This is a genomic window from Aeromonas sp. QDB11, from assembly GCF_027705265.1.
In the GTDB taxonomy this organism is placed as follows: domain Bacteria; phylum Pseudomonadota; class Gammaproteobacteria; order Enterobacterales; family Aeromonadaceae; genus Aeromonas; species Aeromonas allosaccharophila.
Map to the genome: position 1 here is coordinate 21805 of NZ_JAPDBM010000005.1, position 18127 is coordinate 39931.

The 18127-nt window shown below is 60.8% G+C and carries 13 protein-coding genes; 7 read left to right on the top strand and 6 right to left on the bottom strand.

The features are described 5' to 3' along the window. Positions 1-27: 27 nt before the first annotated feature. Entirely contained in the window at positions 28-1440 is a 1413-nt protein-coding gene (locus tag OKC40_RS02675; RefSeq protein ID WP_270794029.1) for an MATE family efflux transporter, read from the bottom strand. A gap of 73 nt (positions 1441-1513) precedes the next feature. Then, complete coding sequence (locus OKC40_RS02680; RefSeq protein ID WP_270794050.1) at positions 1514-2452, bottom strand: LysR family transcriptional regulator; 939 nt, start codon at positions 2450-2452, stop codon at positions 1514-1516. Between the two features lie 500 nt (positions 2453-2952). On the opposite strand from OKC40_RS02680, the gene OKC40_RS02685 reads away from it, so the two are divergent. Further along, entirely contained in the window at positions 2953-4245 is a 1293-nt protein-coding gene (locus tag OKC40_RS02685; protein WP_042058614.1) for an HAAAP family serine/threonine permease, read from the top strand. 64 nt (positions 4246-4309) lie between these two features. Here the strand turns inward: OKC40_RS02685 and OKC40_RS02690 are convergent, their stop codons facing one another. Next, positions 4310-5350 (bottom strand): MBL fold metallo-hydrolase, encoded by a 1041-nt coding sequence (locus tag OKC40_RS02690; protein WP_270794030.1) that lies wholly within the window; start codon positions 5348-5350, stop codon positions 4310-4312. A 155-nt stretch (positions 5351-5505) separates the two neighbouring features. Between OKC40_RS02690 and OKC40_RS02695 the strand changes: the two genes are divergently transcribed. After that, complete coding sequence (locus OKC40_RS02695; RefSeq protein ID WP_270794031.1) at positions 5506-6459, top strand: LysR substrate-binding domain-containing protein; 954 nt, start codon at positions 5506-5508, stop codon at positions 6457-6459. 61 nt (positions 6460-6520) lie between these two features. Further along, the gene (gene yjeH / locus OKC40_RS02700; RefSeq protein ID WP_270794032.1) at positions 6521-7801 is read left to right on the top strand and encodes an L-methionine/branched-chain amino acid transporter; all 1281 of its coding nucleotides are present in this window, start codon (positions 6521-6523) and stop codon (positions 7799-7801) included. Positions 7802-7850: 49 nt separating this feature from the next. Here the strand turns inward: yjeH and OKC40_RS02705 are convergent, their stop codons facing one another. Both OKC40_RS02705 and OKC40_RS02710 read right to left on the bottom strand, forming a co-directional pair. Beyond that, the gene (locus OKC40_RS02705; protein WP_270794033.1) at positions 7851-8390 is read right to left on the bottom strand and encodes a GNAT family N-acetyltransferase; all 540 of its coding nucleotides are present in this window, start codon (positions 8388-8390) and stop codon (positions 7851-7853) included. Between the two features lie 75 nt (positions 8391-8465). After that, complete coding sequence (locus tag OKC40_RS02710; protein WP_270794034.1) at positions 8466-10202, bottom strand: ABC-F family ATP-binding cassette domain-containing protein; 1737 nt, start codon at positions 10200-10202, stop codon at positions 8466-8468. 684 nt (positions 10203-10886) lie between these two features. On the opposite strand from OKC40_RS02710, the gene cadC reads away from it, so the two are divergent. Then, a complete protein-coding gene (cadC, locus tag OKC40_RS02715; RefSeq protein ID WP_442865883.1) occupies positions 10887-12386 on the top strand; it encodes a lysine decarboxylation/transport transcriptional activator CadC in 1500 nt (499 codons plus the stop codon). A gap of 200 nt (positions 12387-12586) precedes the next feature. Here the strand turns inward: cadC and OKC40_RS02720 are convergent, their stop codons facing one another. Next, positions 12587-12895 carry a hypothetical protein gene (locus OKC40_RS02720; protein ID WP_182932798.1) on the bottom strand — a complete coding sequence of 103 codons (309 nt, stop codon included), beginning with the start codon at positions 12893-12895 and terminating at the stop codon, positions 12587-12589. Positions 12896-13499: 604 nt separating this feature from the next. On the opposite strand from OKC40_RS02720, the gene cadB reads away from it, so the two are divergent. The 3 genes from cadB (at position 13500) to pdxY (ending at position 18014) form a co-directional block, all read left to right on the top strand. Beyond that, entirely contained in the window at positions 13500-14834 is a 1335-nt protein-coding gene (gene cadB / locus OKC40_RS02725; protein WP_042657978.1) for a cadaverine/lysine antiporter, read from the top strand. A gap of 77 nt (positions 14835-14911) precedes the next feature. Further along, entirely contained in the window at positions 14912-17044 is a 2133-nt protein-coding gene (locus OKC40_RS02730; protein ID WP_270794035.1) for a lysine decarboxylase CadA, read from the top strand. A gap of 109 nt (positions 17045-17153) precedes the next feature. Continuing rightward, positions 17154-18014: a pyridoxal kinase PdxY gene (gene pdxY / locus OKC40_RS02735; protein ID WP_270794036.1), complete on the top strand. Its 861-nt coding sequence runs from the start codon at positions 17154-17156 to the stop codon at positions 18012-18014. The last annotated feature ends 113 nt before the right edge of the window (positions 18015-18127 follow it).

Below are 18127 nucleotides of genomic sequence, written 5' to 3' on the forward strand. Positions count from 1 at the left end.
TTTTATTGTTTTGCGGGATTAGTGGCCTTAGCGGGCCAGCTGGACGGTGGCGCGCGCGTTGGCCGGTTGCGGACGGCGCCTGGCTTTTGGTGCGCAGGCCACTTTCAGGCGCAGCCACTCGCGCCACAGCAGCCAGCAGAGCGGCAGGGTGAGCAGCAGCACGGTGGCGGGCTGGGCCATCAGTACGCCGTCACGCCCCCACTGTTGCGGCAGCAGGAAGATCAGCGGTAGCAGCAGCACGGTTTTGGCGATGGAGATGAGCAGCGCCTGACGGGTGCGGGCCATGGATTGCAGCAGCACGATGCCAAACATGATGATCCCCTCCAGCGGAATGGCGCCGAGGTTGAGGGTCAGGCTGCTGATGGCGGCGGCCAGCAGTTCGGGATCCTTGTCGCCGGTATAGAGCATGGCGACCTGTCCCGGCAGCAGTTGGATGGTGAGCCACACCAGCATGCCGTAGATAAAGGTGAACTTGAGCCCCATCTCCATCAGGTACTTGAGGTTGCGATGGCGCTTGGCCCCCGCCGCCTTGCTGATGAGCGGCTGAATGCCGAACGCCAGCCCCTGCAGAATGACGATAAAGACCGCTTCGGTGTAACCGGCCACGGTAAAGCCCGCCAGATCCTTCACATTGCCATACACCATCAATTGGCTGTTGTGCAGCATCAGCAACAGGCCGAGGTTGAACTGGGCAATCAGGCTTGGCAGGCCGGTAAAGAGCAGGTTCGGCATGGCGGGGATATTGGGCACCAGATCCCGCCAGCTGAGGCGCAGCCGCGCCCAGGGGGTAAAGAAGTAGCCAAGGCCGATCAGGCTCACGGCGCCTTCTGCCATCAGGGTGGCTTGCGCGGTGCCGATCAATCCCAGCCCCAGCCGACCCACCATGATGTAGTTGAGGATGATGTTGAGCACGGCGCCGCTGCTCACCAGCACCATGGCCAGTTTCGGGCGGCCATCGTTGCGCAGCAGATAGGGGACCGCCAGATTGCTGGCCAGCAGCAGGGTGCCGCCGCCAATCCAGGTGAGGTAGTCACTCGCCTGTTTCCAGGTCTCGGTGCCCTGTTCAATCCCCAGCCCCAGCAGGATATCGGTGTGGGTGTAATAGAGCAGACCCGGCGCAATGATCCCGAGTCCGGCCAGCAGCCAGAGGGCGTTGACCAGTGCCTGACGGGCCAGCGTGTCGTTTTTCGCCCCTTGCTGGAAGGAGATGGCGGTGGCCGCCCCCATGCTGATCATGGCGGCCAGACCAATCAGCACCATGATGACCGGATAGACCAGATTGATCCCGGCGAGGCCAGCGGCACCGACATAGTGGCCGACGAAGATGCCGTCGACGAGGTAGTAGGCCCCCGAGACCAGCATGGCAAGAATGGAGGGGAGGGCATAAGCCCAGAAGCGACGGGTCATGGCCCGTTGCCGCAGTGTTAAATAGGCAGACATATCTGTTCTCTCGGGGAGCTCGAATATCGAACAGCTAGTCTAGATTAATACTTATTTGGTGATAATCAGGGTTTCACTTGATGAATTGCTGAGTGTCGCTCATTAATCCGGGATGTTGGTAGTGAGCCTTGAGCATGTCGATCAGGATGCGCAGGCCACTGCCCAGCTGGTGCCGACTGGGATAGAAGAGGTAGAAACCGGCAAAGGTGGGGCACCAGGGCTCCAGCACGGTGAGCAGTTTCCCCTCCGCGACCTTTTGACTCACCTCCTCTGCCAGACAGTAGGCCAGCCCCAGCCCCGCCTCGGCGGCACCGAGATAGAGTGCCGGGGTGCTGGTGGTGAGTGGCCCGGTCACCTCGATCTCCAGCATGTTGCCATCGGCGGCAAAGGCCCAGCGATAGTGATGGTGCGGGGTGAGGCGATAACCGATGCAGGCGTGGCGGCTCAGCTCGCTCGGGTGCTCCGGCGTACCGTGCTCGGCCAGATAGGCGGGGGAGCCCACCACCAGATAGCGCTGGGGCGAGCCAAGGGGAATCCCGATCATCTCCTTGGGCAGCAAGTCTCCGTAAAAGAGTGCCGCATCATACCCATCTTCAATCAGCCGGGGCATCAGCTCCTGCTCCACCACCTCCACCTGCATTCTGGGATAACGGCGTAGATAGTCGATCAGCACCGGAGCCAGCAGGCTGTCGATGGCGCCACGGGGGGCGCAGAGCTTGAGTCGACCCACCGGCTCGTCGCTGTTGCGGGCCAGCTCGCTGAGCGCCTCTTCCAGCGTATTGAGGGTGGGGAGCAGCTGCTTGAGCAGCCGCTGGCCCGCGTCGGTCGGCACCACGGCGCGGGTGCTGCGGTTGAGCAGCCGCACCCCCAGCCGCGCCTCCAGTCCTTTCAGGCTATGGCTGAGGGCCGAGGCGGAGACCCCGAGTTCGAGGGCGGCTTTGCTGAAACTGCGGTGGCGGGCGACGGCGGCAAACACCGCCAGTTCGGCGAGATCGGTACGGGTAATGGTCATCATCAATCAACAAAAAGGCGTGAATCCCAAGGGTACGCCATGGGCGTGCTGCACACAATCCGTGCGGAATGGATGGGTTGTTGCGTAAATGTAGCGGCTCGCAGGCCATTGATTCCAGTGAAACTAAGTTGAATTGTTAAAAAAAACTCACAATAAGGCGCTTCTAGTGTGATCTTGGTCGTCCGAAAGGCGACCCGAATCAAACTTTGGTTGATTAATTCAAAAAAACGCTGTGATTAATAGGGGCATTTAATTAAAGTCAGCCCATCAAGAGTGGTGCGCGTTAATCGGTTGTTAAGTGAGACGGGCGCCGACCCTCAGGGTCAAAATCTCGCACTGTTGTTTGTTGCGGTCTTGTTGTCACAAGGAGTGATGGCCAGGTTGCCGGGGTGCGAGAGGTTAATAACAAGGATGGACAGCAGGCGTTCCAGGGAGAGGGAACCGGGCCAAGGGCCCGAACAAACAAGAATCCCATTTTTCCTAGATGACAGGAACAACATATGTCTGACATGAATATTGCAGCTGATGGTCGTTTAGCCAGCAACACTTCCCGTGGCATCAACAAGGCCGATGTGGTCTGGATGCTGGGTCTGTACGGTACCGCGATCGGTGCCGGTGTGCTCTTCCTGCCAATCAACGCCGGTGTAGGTGGCCTGTGGCCGCTGGTTGCCATGTTGATCCTGGCCCTGCCGCTGACTTTCTTTGCTCACCGTGGTCTGGCCCGCTTCGTGCTGTCCGGCTCTACCCGTGATGGCGACATCACTGAAGTAGTAGAAGAGCACTTCGGCAAGACCGCAGGCAAATTCATCACCCTGCTCTACTTCTTTGCCATCTACCCGATCGTACTGATGTATTCAGTCGCCATCACCAACACCGTCGAGAGCGTGATTGTTCACCAGCTGGGCATGTCTGCACCTCCCCGTGCCGTCCTGTCACTGGCGCTGATCCTCGGTCTGATGGCAGTTGTTCGTCTGGGCGGCCAGGTTATCGTCAAAGCGATGAGCGTGCTGGTATTCCCGTTCGTGATCACCCTGATGGGCCTGGCGTTCTACCTGATCCCGCATTGGAATGGTGCCATCATCACTGAAGCTCCGGCTCTGTCCGACGCCTTCAACGGTGACTTCATCAAGACCCTGTGGCTGGCTATCCCGGTTATGGTGTTCTCCTTCAACCACTCCCCGATCATCTCCTCCTTCGCGGTGGATAACAAAGGTCGTTACGGTGAAGGTGCCGAGAAGAAGTGCAGCAACATCCTGCTGGGCGCTCACGTCATGATGGTAATGACCGTTATGTTCTTCGTATTCAGCTGCGTACTGAGCCTCTCCCCGGCTGACCTGGCTGCTGCCAAAGAACAGAACATCTCCATCCTGTCCTACCTGGCCAACCACTTCGACAACGCGGTTATCGCCACTGTGGCTCCGTTGATCGCCATGGTTGCCATCAGCAAATCCTTCCTGGGTCACTACCTGGGTGCGCAAGAAGGCATGAACGGCCTGATGGCCAAGGCGCTGCGTGAAAAGGGCAAGAACGTTGACACCAAGCAACTGAACAAAATCACTGCCGTGTTCATGATCCTGACCACCTGGGCCATCGCCACCATCAACCCGAGCATCCTCGGCATGATCGAAGACCTGGGCGGCCCGATCATCGCAATGCTGCTGTTCCTGATGCCGATGTACGCCATCGCCAAGGTTCCTGCCATGCGCAAATACGCTGGCAACATCAGCAACGGCTTCGTGACCCTGATTGGCCTGATCGCCATGTCCGGTATCATCTACAAGCTGATTGCCTGATAACTCCGGTTAATCCTTGTGAAAAAGCCGCCTCGTTCGAGGCGGCTTTTTTTATGGCCGGGATTCATGGCTGGGCGTTGTCGATATTCTCCGACTGCCAAAGGGCGTAACCCTTGCCGGAGGCCGTGGTGGCCAGGTCGATCTGCATCAGGTCATTGCCGATGACGAAGGTGCCGGTGTAGTGGGCACGCAGATCCTGCGCCAAATCCTTCACCGAGATCTGGCCGTTGAGGCCGATATGGCTGAACACGGTCAGCGCCGGTTTGGCTTCGTTCATTACCCGGGCCGCTTGCTCGGGGGAGGCGAGGTGACCGGCGATCGCCTTGTAGCCGGGGTTGGCCTTCATCCGGGCGGCGGAGGTCATGGAGACGCAGTGCACCAGCAGATCGGCCCCCTTGGCCTGCTTCACCACTTCGGGGCTGTAGCGGGTATCGCCAGAGAGCACCACGCTGTGGCCGTGGTAGTCGATGCGATAGCCGAACGATGGCTTGATGTTGACCCCGTGGTCGTTGTCAAAGGCGGTCACCTTGACCCCATCCTGGTCGTAGACCACCCCGGCGGTGACCTCGTGGCTATTGATCTCCACCCCGTCCAGCGGCGTTCCCTCATCTTTGACCCGGGTGGCGATGTCGGTGGCGTAGGCCTGCTGCAAGCCACGGGCGAGGGCGGTGATGCCTTTGGGGCCGTAGAGTTCCATTGGCGCGTGGCGCTGGCCATAGGCCGGTTGCAGCCAGCCGGTCAGCCAGAGATCCGCCAGCCCGTTGGTGTGGTCGGAGTGAAAGTGGGTGAGGAAGAAGGCGTTGACCCGGCCGATGGGGATATGCAGCTGCCACAGGCGAGTGGCGGAGTTGCGGCCAAAATCGAACACCAGCTTCTGGTTGCCCGCCTCGACGAGGGTGCTGTAGCCGCCGCGACTGATCTGGGGCACCGGGGTGCCGGTGCCGAGCAGGCTGACCCGGAAGATATCGGGCTGGGCCTTGCTCAGGGTTACGGTGGCAGGGGCGGGAGTCTGATCGTGGTCGTTGATAAAGCTGCTCTCGGCAGCCTGACTGACACCGGTGGCGAGCAGACCGACCAGTAGCGCGGCCAGATAGGTACTTTTCATGGAGAGTTATCCTGTGGGGAGGGAATGGCATCACTCTATTGGTAACTAAAAGATAGATAAATTGGCTAAAATCTATTTCTTAATAAACTTTTGGTTGTTAATAAGAGGCCTGGCAGCGGGCCGCATAGCCCTGAAAAGCGGGCAAAGGAGGGGTTTTGGACCGATTGACCAGTATGCGCATCTTCACCCGGGTGGTGGAGCTGGGTTCATACAGCGCGGTGGCGAGCGAGCAGGGGATCAGCCCCCAGATGGTGGGCAAGCATGTGCAGGGACTGGAGCAGTGGCTGGGGGGCAAGCTGTTTCACAAAACCACCCGCCAGCAAGCCCTCACCGAGCTGGGGCTGCTGTTTCTTGCCCGCTGCGAGCGGGTACTGGAGGAGCTGGCGCTGACCGAATCGCTCACCCAGAACCTGCTGACCGAGCCTGCCGGTCGACTGCGCATCGCCGCTCCCCTCAGCTTTGGTCACCACCGGCTGGTACCGCTGCTGCCTGCCTTCCTCGAGCGTTACCCCAAGCTGGATCTGGATCTGCAGCTTACCCCGCGCTGGGTCGATCTGGTGGAGGAAGGGTTCGACGCCGCCATCCGTACCCTGCGCCCGCAGGATGAGGCGCTCATTGCCCGCCCGCTGCTGACCCAGCACTACCGCCTCTGCGCGGCGCCAGACTACCTCAATCGCCACGGCGTGCCCCGTCATCCGGCCGATCTCGCCCGCCACCAGTGTCTGCATGGCAACTGGGGGGAGCACGAGCGTTGGCAGTTTGTCGGGGGCGATGGCCAGAGCGAGGAGGTGCGGGTCGCCTCGCGCCTGCGCATCAACCACTGGCCAGCGCTGCTGACGGCAGCGCTGGCAGGGGCCGGCATCACTTTGCAGCCAGCCGAACAGGTGCGTGACCATATCGTCGCGGGGCGTCTGCTGCCGCTGCTTGGCCGCTGCTTGGCCGCTATCAGAGCCCGGCCAAGACCCTCTACTTTATCTACCCGGCAGCGCGGCGGCAGGTGCTCAAGATCACCCTGCTGGGGGATTTTCTGGCCGAATCCCTGCAAGCTGAGTCCGAGCCTGAATAAAAGGCTGCATATTTTCGCCACCGCGCTTAACCATCGTACTTAACAAAGGGGCGGGACAGGCCTAACATGGCCCGACACTTGGCTATTAATCGGGACAAAGGGATATGTCTGCGTTGAAAAAGGATCTCGGGCTCTGGCAGGGGATGGGGCTGCTCGCCACTTCGCTGCTGGGCACCGGGATCTTCGTGGTGCCGGCGACCGCCGCCTCGCTGGCGGGCGGGGCCTCGCTGTGGGCCTGGTTGCTGCTGATTGCGCTGGTGCTGCCCATTGCCTTTACCTTCGCTCGCCTTGGCCGCCGCTATCCCCATGCGGGCGGCGCGCCGCACCTGATTGGCCTCGCCTTTGGCAACGGCGCCGAGCGCTTCTCCGCCTTCCTCTTTCTGGCGGTGTTACCGGTGGGGTTGCCCGCCGCCCTGATGATCGCCGCCGGTTTCTGGCACGCCCTGTTCGAGATGGGGGAGTGGACCCTGTGGGCCATCCAGCTGCTCACCCTGCTCGGGGTATTTTTGCTGGGGCTGCGCGGGGCGCGCTCCTCCGGCAACCTGCAACTGCTGATTGCGCTCGCCATTCTGGGGCTCACCCTGCTTATCTGGTTCAAGGGGGAAGTGAGCTGGCGCGACGCAGCCCGGCCCTTGCCGAGCGCGGACGAGTGGCCTGCCATGGCCACCGCGCTGGCAGTGATGTTCTGGTGTTTCGTCGGGCTCGAGGCCTTCGCCCACATGGGGGAGGAGTTCAAGCGGCCGGAGCGGGATTACCCCATCGCCCTGCTCGGCGGGGTGCTGCTGGCGGGGCTTATCTACTGGGTACACTCGCTGGTGGTGCTCAAATATGGCCTCTATGGCGATGAGGCGAAGAATGCCACTGCCATTCCCTCCCTGCTGGCGCTGCTGTTCGGCCCCACCGCCAAGTGGCTGGTGGCGGTGCTCGGTTACCTCTCCTGCTTTGCCAGCATCAACATCTACATTCAGGGCTTTGCGCGGCTGATCTGGAGCATGGCGCGGGAAGGCAAGCTGCCCCCCTCGCTTGCCGTGCTCACCGCGCGCGGCGCGCCGCTGCGGGCGCTCACTCTGGTGCTTGCCATCTGCCTGCTCTGCATCACCCTGATCATCTGGCTGCGACTGCCGCTCGATGAGCTGATCCGCTACGCCAACGGCAACTTCGTGCTGGTCTACCTGCTCTGTATGGCGGCGGGCTGGCGCCTGCTTGGTGGGGTCGGCAAGAGTCTGGCGGGGGTGAGCGTACTGCTGTGCGCCCTGGTGCTGGTGGCGCTCGCCACTCAGGTGCTCTATGCCGTCGTGCTGAGTCTGGCTTATGGCGGTTTCTCGTTGTGGCGGCGCAGACGCCGCCGCTCGGCGTCAGATGAGCGTGTTTGTGCCATCAAGTAACCCCGAAAAAAGCCCCGCAGTCTCCAAGTGCGGGGCTTTTTGTTGCAGGTCATAGGCTGGCGGGCAGGTCGCTGCGCAAGATGGCGTAGTGGCGCAGGGAGATGAAGCCATCCCCTTTGCGTTCGCACTCCCGCGCCGTGCCTTCATAGTAAAAGCCGGCCCGCTCGAGCAGGCGGGCGGAGGGGAGGTTGGGCTCCTCCACCACCGCCACCAGCCGGTGCAGCGCGCTGGTGCGGTAAGTAAGCGGCAGCCACAGCCGCAGCGCCGCACTCATCACCCCTTTGCCCCAATGCTCGGGATAGAGCCAGTAGCCCAGCTCGGCTCGCCCGTGAGTCGGGTCGGCATCGTTATAGCCGATGGCGCCGAGCGGCTCGCCCGTGTGCCGGTCGCGAACGAGGTGCCAGGCGCCGCGGCCGGTGCGGGTCAGCTCGGCATACCAGGCCATCTGGGCCTGGCACGCCGTCAGGCTGTCGTAGCTGACGCCGTAATAGGCGACGACCCGCGGATCCGACAGGCCGCGATAGATATGGGGCAGATCGGCATCCATCACAGGGTCTAGCTGGATGACGTCCCCTTGCAGTGTGTTCATTCTCTTCTCCTTTTGGGTGGCCAACGCTGGCCCCCCGTGTCAGTAAGCGGTTGTACAGAGGTATGGCGGTATGGATCAGCGATGGCTCAAGCCCAGCAAACCGGTTAGCTGCCGCAGTTCGTTACGCCACTGCTGTTGCAGGCGCGGAGTCTGGTGGCGCGGTTTGCGGGCCAGATCGGCGGTTAGCAGGGCGTCGAGCTCATACCAGCGTGCCAGCAGCATTTCTTCATCCTCCCCTTGGCAGGTAGATCGGAGGTGCGCGGCCGCTTGCGTATCGCTGGTCGGTTGCAGAGGCGAGACCTCGGCGTCCAGCAGCTCGGCATAGGCCCGCTCGGCGCTGTGAGCCTCCTGGATGCGCCCATCCCTGATCAGCCAGAAGCGGTTGCAGCTGCGCTCGATCAGCTCCCGGTCGTGGGAGACCAGCAGCACGCCCCCCGGGAAGGCTGCAATGGCGTCGGCCAGCTCCTCCTTGCCCGCCAGATCCAGGTGGTTGGTCGGCTCGTCGAGCCAGAGCATGTGGTGGCTGCCGAGCGACAGGGCGAGAAACAGCAGCCGTGCCCGCTCTCCCCCGCTCAAGGCACGCACCTGCTGGCTGTGACGGGCATAGGGGAAACCCGCCCGGATCAGCGCCTGACGCCGCGTGGTCTCCGGCAGAGGGGCCAGCGGGTAGAGGGCGTCGCTCAGGGTGGCGTCGTCAGACAGCTGCTGCAGGGACTGATCGTAATAGGCGATGCTGGCGCCGGGGTGGCAGTACCAGCCCGCTTGCGGGCTCTGCGCGGCCAGTTCGCGCCAGCACTGGCGAAGCAGGGAGGACTTGCCGGTGCCGTTGGCACCGAGCAGGGCGACCCTGTCCCCCGCCCGCAGCCAGAGCCCTTCGGCGCGCAGCAGCGGCGGCAATGCTGGCGCTGGTGATACGTCGAGGGTCTCCAGTCGCAGCAGGGTATCGGCAGGCAGGCTCACTCCGCGCAGCTCGAGCCGCCAGGGGGTCATCGCTGCCACTTGGCTCTGCTCCTCCTGCAGGCGGGCGATGCGCTTCTCCATGGACTTGGCCTGACGCACCAGCTTCTCGTTGTCATGCTCTCGCCCCCAGATGGCGAGGCGTTTGCTGCTGGCGCTCAGGCGGTCGATCTCTTTTTGCTCGTCAGCCCGGCGCAGGCGGGTCTGCTCATCCTCGGCGGCCAGCGCCGCCCGCGCCTGGCTGCAGGGCAGGGCGAAGCGGTGGAGCTGGCCACCCTGCAGGATCAGCGTCTGCTCGGTGACCCGGTCCAGCAGACGGCCATCGTGGGAGACCAGTACGAAGGCGCCGCGCCAGCCCAGCAGAAACTGCTCGAGCCAGAGCAGGGCGGGCAGATCCAGATGGTTGCTGGGCTCATCGAGCAGCAGCAGGTTGGGTTGGCGCAGCAAGGCGCGCCCGATCTGCAGCCGACTGTGCTGGCCGCCGCTCAGCGCACTGACCGGCAGTGCGCCCTGAGCCTCCAGCTGCAGCTCGGCCAGCAGCTTGTCCACCTGCCATTCGGCGGCGGAGTCGTTGGCCAAAGCGTCAAACAGCACAGCGCGGGTGCTGAGGGTTGAGAGCCCGGCGGGCAGTTGCTGGGCCACGAACTCGCAGCGGCAGGCTGCGGCTTGCACGATCCGGCCAGCCTGAGGCGTGCGCTCGCCCGCCAGCAGCGCCAGCAGGGTGCTCTTGCCGCAGCCGTTGGCGCCAATCAGGCCGAGCCTGTCGCCTGCGCGGATGCCGAGTTCGAGATTGTCAAATAACGGAAGGTGCCCCGCACTCATCTGCAGGGAATGGGTACTCATCAGGGTTGTCATGCTCTTGCTCTCTTAAATCGCGGGATCGAGGATCCCTGTCATCAGGAGCGCTGGCGACAACGGCAGAGTCGAGAAAGGTCTCGGTATGGGGGGAGTCGGCTTTGCTCGAACCCGCTATCGCAGCGCGATGGTATGCAGGCAAGAGCAGGCAAATGTGCCGAACAGGCGGGCCGAAATGATCGGGCACGCTTGGATAACCATGTTTTACCTCCTTGTGTTTCGTTATGGCACGGTGCAGCGATTATAAGAAGAGAGCCGGACCCAGTTCAACAATTCATCATGGTGGCGGGAGGTGTCATGGGAAGGTTGCCCATATGGGCCCGCTATTCTTTTATCCCTGGCCTCAAACCCCCAGTTGGATCAACTCAGCGGCGATTTATAGCCAAAAAAAGTGGGATCCAGCTCCCGTTTTGCTTAAAGTGCTCCTTTCCGATCCCGGTGGTCGGAATGCCCGCAAGGATGCCCTTCAGACGTAAACAGGATGGCCTGGCCAGACTGACTCACAGCGATATTCACTGTTCCGGTTCCCTTTTCTGCCGCGTCCCTGCTGGCAGCGCCCTGTTCCGTTCAGTCAGTCCGGGTCTTGCGTCACTCTCATCGTGCATTGTCTCCATCTGCAGCGAGTGAATCATGAGCGAATCGGTTTTTGAGATCCACGACTGAACCCTGAGCGTTGACGACAACATGTTGTGTCGTCCCGACCGCGAGGTCTACCTCGAACCCAGACTGGTCAATCTGTTGCGGTTTCTGGCGAGCAATGCTGGCACCGTGTTTGGCCGCGATACCCTGATCAACGAGGTGTGGGACGGCGCCGAGGTGACCGATCAGGTGGTGACCCAGTCCATCTTCGAACTGCGCAAGATCCTCAAAGATGGTCGCACCGATGCGACCGACTATATCGTCACCGTGCCCAAGCGCGGCTACAAGCTGGTGGCGCCGGTGCGGCCGCTGCAGGTAGTTTCCGTGGTGATGGCGGATGAGCAGCCCGCGGCCGCGGTCAATACCGCGCTCTCCGACAACCCGACCCTCTCCGATCTGAGCCCGCCCGCGGCTGATCACGATGATGATGCACAGCCCAATGTTGCCCCTTTTCCCGCCGGGCCGCTGACCCGCGCCATCTCCAACCATGCCAAGGATGCCCGCAGCCGCTGGAAGATGGTGAGTTTCGATATCTTCGTGGCCATCGTGCTGATCGCCATTGTCAGCATGCTCAGCTACCAGCACACCAGCCCTCAGGTACACACCATGCTGGATCCCAATCTGCTGGTGTTTCGCTTCCACTCCGGCATGGATGACAACAACGAGAACGTGCGTCTGGCCGATGGCATCACCCGCGCCCTGATGGGGGAGGTAGCGGTGGCCACGCCATTGCGGGTGCAGTATGGCGCCACCAATCTGATGGGGGGCATCCTGCCCGGCAAGGAGCTGAGCGTGCGGGTCACCCGCCAGCCCCGCGGCACCTATCTCGATCTGGAGTACCGCAATATCAACACCAACCGGGTGCTGTTCAGCCACCAATACCAGCTCAGCCGCCACAATGTGCACGGGGTGTTGCAGGCGAGCAGTCAGGATCTGCTGCGCGCCCTCGACCAGCCCGATGCCGAGCCGGGGATGGGCTGGCCCACCGACGATGCCTCGCTGATGGCGCTGATGGAGGCGCAGTACTACATCAACAGCCGGGATCCGGTCGCCCTCAAGCGGGGCATCGATCTGCTGGAGCAGGCGCTGATTGCCCATCCGGATCAGCCGCTGCTGCTGGCGGAGCGCTATCTGGCGGGCGAGGCGCTGGCCACCCTGGCGGGCAAATCCGAGAGCGAGCGGCTGCAGGGGATTGGCACCCATCTCGCCAGCGTGGTGCAAAACAGCGGCGCCCTGCCAGCCCGGGTGTGGGAGGCGTTGACCCTGCAGGCGATCCTCAACGGGCAGCAACAGCAGGCCAACTATCTGCTGGAGAAGGCGGCGAGTCGCGGCCGCTCGGTGCTCTACTACATACTGCAGGGCAAGCTGGCGGAGCTGGATGGTCGCCCCGAGGCGGCGGGTGATGCCTACAGTCAGGCCTTCCTGATGGAGGCGACCGAGCAGACCTATCTGCTCTGCCAGCAGCTCGGTTTCTACAGCAATATGGAGAGCCTCACCCCGGCCCTGTTCAATGCGCTGGGCCAGAGCAAGGTGAAGCTCTTCTAACTCCGCAGTGTTGGTTTCCCCCGGTCGGTGCGGTTGCCGCCCCCATCCACAGGCTGCCTTCGGGCAGCCTGTGCTGTTTCAATATCTCTCCATCCTGCTTGTTTGCCACCGGGGATAGCCAGTGTGGCGTTGTTGAGCTGTTGTGAGCATACAATGGGTTGGTGGAACGTAAATAGAGGTCTGCTATCCCATCGTGTTGTCTACTTGGCGGGGTGCATACCCCAGTCAATTTGCTTAAGTTTTAGTGTCTCTAGGTATTGAGCAATCCAGTTAATTTGTTTGATGAGCTTGGTTTTCAATGCGGTCTCTTTATCTATCTCGACAATCGTCTGATACCCATTCCAGCTATAAAATTTAGGGTTGAAGTTTCTCCCGACTACATCACGGCTTATGGCCTTGTGATAGTGGTTGAGATACTCGGTATAGAGAACGCCCTCATGTAAGACGAACAGCTTTGGCCATGTGTTGTGCTTCTTTTCCCCGTAGAAGAAGCGGATTTGGTCACTCATTCATTTCATCTCCCTAAATGGGGAAACATGATAGATAAGCGAAGCTGAATAGCGTTTGAATCCACATAAAGGCACTACCCATTCTGTATGAGAGAGCAACATGTTGAATTAACAATGTAACTGTTTTCATTGCTTGTTAGTTACAGCGCGTCGGTTTTGCTGCTGAACGTTGTCAGTGAGTCAGGTGTTGTTATTGCTGTGTTGATGGTCGAACAGAGGGGTGAGCCGCCATTCAGGGTCATGACCCAAAGGGCGTTCAGATGGTCGCAAGGGCAGGGGGCGTAATGGGAGCCGCTTTATCCCGGGTTTATCTGGCCAAAAATATCAAGGCGGCGAGATAAGGGGGTTATCAAGGGGCAAAAATGGGGCGGCCGGATATCAAGGTTTTATCAAGGTGACGGTGTGGCCTGATGTCAATTTACTGTTTTTAAATGGTTTTTAGCAAAAATACCGAGGCGGTGAAAAAAGTTGCCTCATATTTTTATCCGTTAGCTGGTCTTTATGTTTTCCGGGGATGAGAGGCCTAGTCTGTGCCCATTCTTTGGCGGGGCGTTCCGCCAAATGTGTATGTGACGACCCGACCTTTTATAGAACCGGAGATCTTATGTCCCTAGATACGAGCAAGAAGATTGGCCTTATCGCCTGTACAGGTGTGGTGGCCGGCAACATGATGGGGAGTGGCATCGCGCTGCTGCCTTCGGCACTGGCCACCATCGGCTCCATCTCTGTCTTTAGCTGGGCAATCTGTCTGGTAGGCGCCATGGGCCTCGCCTTCGTCTTCGCCCGCCTTGCTACCAAGAACCCGCAAGAGGGTGGCCCCATCGCTTACGCTGGCGAGATCTCTCCGGTGTTCGGTTTCCAGACCGGTGTGCTTTATTACCACGCCAACTGGATCGGTAACCTGGCCATCGCCATTACCGGCGTCTCCTACCTCTCGGTTTTCTTCCCCATTCTCAACAGCCCGATCCCGGCCGCCGCTGCCACTATCGCTGCCGTCTGGATCTTCACCTTCGTCAACCTGCTGGGCGGTAGCTGGGTGAGCCGACTCTGTACCCTGGGTCTGGTGCTGATCCTGCTGCCGGTTGTCGGTACTGCGGTGATGGGCTGGGGTCATTTTGATGCCACCGTCTACAGCCAGAACTGGAACACCACCAGCGGCAGCGACCTGCATGCGGTCATCAGCGCCGTGCTGATCTGCCTCTGGTCCTTCGTCGGTGTTGAATCCGCCGCCGTCTCTTCCGGCATGGTGAAGAACCCCAAGCGCACCGTACCGCTCGCCACCATGCTGGGTACCGGTATCGCGGGTGTTATCTACATCCTCTCTACCCAGGTGATCAGCGGCATGTTCCCGGCCGGTGAAGTGGCTGCCTCCGGTGCCCCGTTTGCCATGGCCTCCTCCGCCATCTTCGGTAGCTGGTCTGCGCCGTTTGTCTCTGCCTTTACTGCCCTGGCCTGCTTCACCTCGCTGGGCTCCTGGATGATGCTGGTGGGCGAGGCGGGCAAGCGTGCCGCCAACGACGGCAACTTCCCGAAAATCTACGGCGAAGTGGACAAGAACGGCGTGGCCAAGAAGGGTCTGATCCTCGGCTCCCTGAAGATGACTGCGCTGATGATCGGCCTGACCGCCTTCACCTCCCGGTCCGCTCACGCAGCCGATCTCTTCAACGTGCTGACCACAGATGCGGTGCTGCTGACCATGCTGCCCTACTTCTACTCCAGCATTAACCTCATTCGCTTCGAGGGCATGACCTCCCGCAGCATAGGCGCGATGATCTTCTCCGGTGTGGCCTGTGTCTTCTGTCTGGTGGCCCTGATGGGTGCCAAGGGTTCCAACCTCACCGCTACCTTCGTGGTGTCGCTCATCATCCTGATGTTCTACGCCAAAAAACAGGGTCTGCGTCAGCACGATGCCCTGCTGAGCGAACAGCCCAGCAACTGATTCCCCTTTTTATCTTCCGAGCGCTCTTCACTCACCATCCCTGATGGAGAGCGCCCCTTTACGTGTGGAGCATTACGATGAATATCATTGCCATCCTCAACCACCTGGGCGTTTTCTTTAAAGAAGAACCCATTCGCCAGCTGCAAGCCTCCCTCGAGCGCAAGGGTTTCGAGGTCGTTTATCCCGTCGACGTGGCCGATCTGCTGAAACTGATCGAGAAGAACCCCCGCGTTTGCGGCGCCATCTTCGACTGGGACAAATACTCCCTGGGCCTGTGCAAAGAGATCCACGATCGCAACGAGAAGCTGCCGATCTTCGCCTTCGCCAACGACCAGTCCACCCTGGACATTCACCTGACCGACCTGCGTCTGAACGTCCACTTCTTCGAGTACCGTCTCGGCATGGCCGACGACATCGCCCTCAAGATGGGTCAGGCCACTCAGGAGTATCAGGACGCCATCCTGCCGCCGTTCACCAAGGCGCTGTTCAAGTACGTGGAAGAGGGTAAATACACCTTCTGTACCCCGGGTCACATGGGCGGCACCGCCTTCCAGATGAGCCCGGCCGGCAGCATCTTCTATGACTTCTATGGCCCGAACGCGTTCAAGGCTGACGTCTCCATCTCCATGCCGGAGCTGGGTTCCCTGCTGGATCACTCGGGTCCGCACAAGGAAGCCGAAGAGTACATCGCCCGTACCTTCAACGCCGATCGCTCCTATATCGTTACCAACGGCACCTCCACTGCCAACAAGATCGTCGGCATGTACTCAGCGCCGGCCGGCAGCACTGTGCTGGTTGACCGCAACTGCCACAAGTCGCTCACTCACCTGATGATGATGAACGACGTGACGCCGATCTACTTCCGTCCGACCCGCAACGCCTACGGCATTCTGGGCGGTATCCCGCAGAGCGAATTCAGCCGTGAGACCATAGCTGCCAAGGTCGCTGCCACCCCGGGTGCCCAGGCTCCCCGTTATGCGGTGATCACCAACTCCACCTATGATGGCCTGCTCTACAACACCGGCTTCATCAAGGAGGCGCTGGATACCCCTTACATCCACTTTGACAGTGCCTGGGTGCCTTACACCAACTTCAGCCCGATCTATGAAGGCAAGTGCGGCATGAGCGGTGAAGCCATGCCGGGCAAGGTGTTCTACGAAACCCAGTCCACCCACAAACTGCTGGCGGCCTTCTCCCAGGCCTCGATGATCCACATCAAGGGTGACGTGGAGGAGGAGACCTTCAACGAAGCCTTCATGATGCACACCTCCACCTCGCCGCAGTACGGCATAGTGGCATCGACCGAGATCTCTGCCGCCATGATGCGTGGCAACACCGGCAAGCGGCTGATCAAGGACTCCATCGATCGCGCCGTCTCCTTCCGCAAAGAGATCAAGCGTCTGCGTGATCAGAGCGAAGGCTGGTTCTTCGATGTATGGCAGCCGGACAACATCGACACTGTCGAGTGCTGGAAGCTGGATCCGAAAGATGACTGGCACGGTTTCAACGGCATCGACGATGACCACATGTACCTCGACCCCATCAAGGTCACCCTGCTGACCCCGGGTATGGGTCGTGACGGCCAGCTGCTGGAGAAGGGTATCCCTGCTTCACTGGTCTCCAAGTTCCTGGACGAGCGCGGTATCGTGGTTGAGAAGACCGGCCCGTACAACATGCTGTTCCTCTTCTCCATCGGTATCGATCAGTCCAAGGCGATGCAGCTGCTGCGCGCCCTGACCGAGTTCAAGCGTGGCTATGACCTGAATCTGACCATCAAGAGCATCCTGCCGAGCCTCTATCGTGAAGACCCGAGCTTCTACGAAGGGATGCGCATTCAGGAGCTGGCGCAGCGGATTCATGACCTGACCAGCAAGTACCGTCTGCCGGAGCTGATGTTCAAGGCGTTTGACGTGCTGCCCGAAATGAAGATGACGCCACATGCTGCATGGCAGCAGGAGCTGGCTGGCAATCTGGAAGAGGTGCCGTTGCGTGACATGGTTGATCGCATCAGCGCCAACATGATCCTGCCGTACCCGCCGGGAGTACCGCTGGTACTGCCGGGTGAAATGGTGACCCAGGATTCTCTGCCGGTGCTCGAGTTCCTCGAGATGCTGTGCGAGATCGGTGCCCACTACCCGGGCTTCGAGACCGACATCCACGGCCTCTATCGTCAGGCCGATGGCAGCTACACCGTCAAGGTGCTGCGTTAATCGACAGTGACAACCATCGAAAGTGACAATCATCGAAAGTGACAACAACGGGCCGCAAGGCCCGTTTTTCCCTCCGGAATTCCTGTTCTTATTGCGTGAGTCGCCAACCATGAAGCGAGTGCTCTCCATTCAATCCCACGTAGTCTTTGGCTGTGCCGGCAACAGCGCCGCCGTTTTTCCCATGCGTCGCCTCGGGATCGAGGTGTGGCCGATGAACACGGTGCAGTTCTCCAACCACACCCAATACCGCGAAGGCTGGCAGGGGATGGTGATGCCCGGCGGCCATATCCGTCAGCTGGTGAACGGGCTGGCGGAGATCGGTGAGCTGGCACGGTGCGATGCGATCTTGAGCGGCTACCTCGGCTCGGCCGAACAGGGGGAGGAGATCCTGGCGGCGGTGGCCAGGCTCAAGGCGCTCAATCCGGCCGCCCTCTATTTTTGTGACCCCGTGATGGGTCACCCCGACAAGGGGTGCATAGTGGCACCCGGCGTCGCCGATTTTCTGAAACACCGGGCACTGGCCTGCGCCGATATGCTGGCCCCCAATCTGCTGGAGCTGGAACAGCTCACCGGCCGCGATATCCGCAATGTGCCGGATGCCATCGAGGCGTGCCAGCAGCTGCGGGCACAAGGGGTCAAGCTGGTGATGGTCAAGCATCTGGGCAAGGCTGGCTTTGCCATGGACCGCTTCGAGATGCTGCTGGTGTGCGAGGAGGGGACGTTTCACCTCTCCCGCCCGCTCTACCCTTTTGCCCGCCATCCTATCGGGGTGGGCGATCTGCTGAGCGCCACCATGCTGGCCAATCTGCTGGCCGGTTGCAGCCCGGTGGCGGCGTTCGAGCTTACCAACGCCAGCGTGGATGCGGTGCTGGCCCGGACCTGGCTGGCAGGAGCCTACGAGCTGCAACTGGTGGCGGCCCAGCACGAGATGGCGCTGCCGCAGGTCTCCATCCGGGCGACTCGTCTCTGATCTGCGAGATAGCAATGGGTTTATGGCGGGGAAGGGGACTAATCTGGTGACCAGTAGTGTCAACGTGAAGAGGCCACCGAAGCGAGCGGTTGATCTTCAGGGTGACAAGGCGG

Coding starts and splice junctions, on each gene's coding strand:
- OKC40_RS02675 (WP_270794029.1), bottom strand. CDS start 1,440: ATGTCTGCCTATTTAACACTGCGGCAACGGGCCATGACCCGTCGCTTC.
- OKC40_RS02680 (WP_270794050.1), bottom strand. CDS start 2,452: ATGACCATTACCCGTACCGATCTCGCCGAACTGGCGGTGTTTGCCGCC.
- OKC40_RS02685 (WP_042058614.1), top strand. CDS start 2,953: ATGTCTGACATGAATATTGCAGCTGATGGTCGTTTAGCCAGCAACACT.
- OKC40_RS02690 (WP_270794030.1), bottom strand. CDS start 5,350: ATGAAAAGTACCTATCTGGCCGCGCTACTGGTCGGTCTGCTCGCCACC.
- yjeH (WP_270794032.1), top strand. CDS start 6,521: ATGTCTGCGTTGAAAAAGGATCTCGGGCTCTGGCAGGGGATGGGGCTG.
- OKC40_RS02705 (WP_270794033.1), bottom strand. CDS start 8,390: ATGAACACACTGCAAGGGGACGTCATCCAGCTAGACCCTGTGATGGAT.
- OKC40_RS02710 (WP_270794034.1), bottom strand. CDS start 10,202: ATGACAACCCTGATGAGTACCCATTCCCTGCAGATGAGTGCGGGGCAC.
- cadC (WP_442865883.1), top strand. CDS start 10,887: ATGTTGTGTCGTCCCGACCGCGAGGTCTACCTCGAACCCAGACTGGTC.
- OKC40_RS02720 (WP_182932798.1), bottom strand. CDS start 12,895: ATGAGTGACCAAATCCGCTTCTTCTACGGGGAAAAGAAGCACAACACA.
- cadB (WP_042657978.1), top strand. CDS start 13,500: ATGTCCCTAGATACGAGCAAGAAGATTGGCCTTATCGCCTGTACAGGT.
- OKC40_RS02730 (WP_270794035.1), top strand. CDS start 14,912: ATGAATATCATTGCCATCCTCAACCACCTGGGCGTTTTCTTTAAAGAA.
- pdxY (WP_270794036.1), top strand. CDS start 17,154: ATGAAGCGAGTGCTCTCCATTCAATCCCACGTAGTCTTTGGCTGTGCC.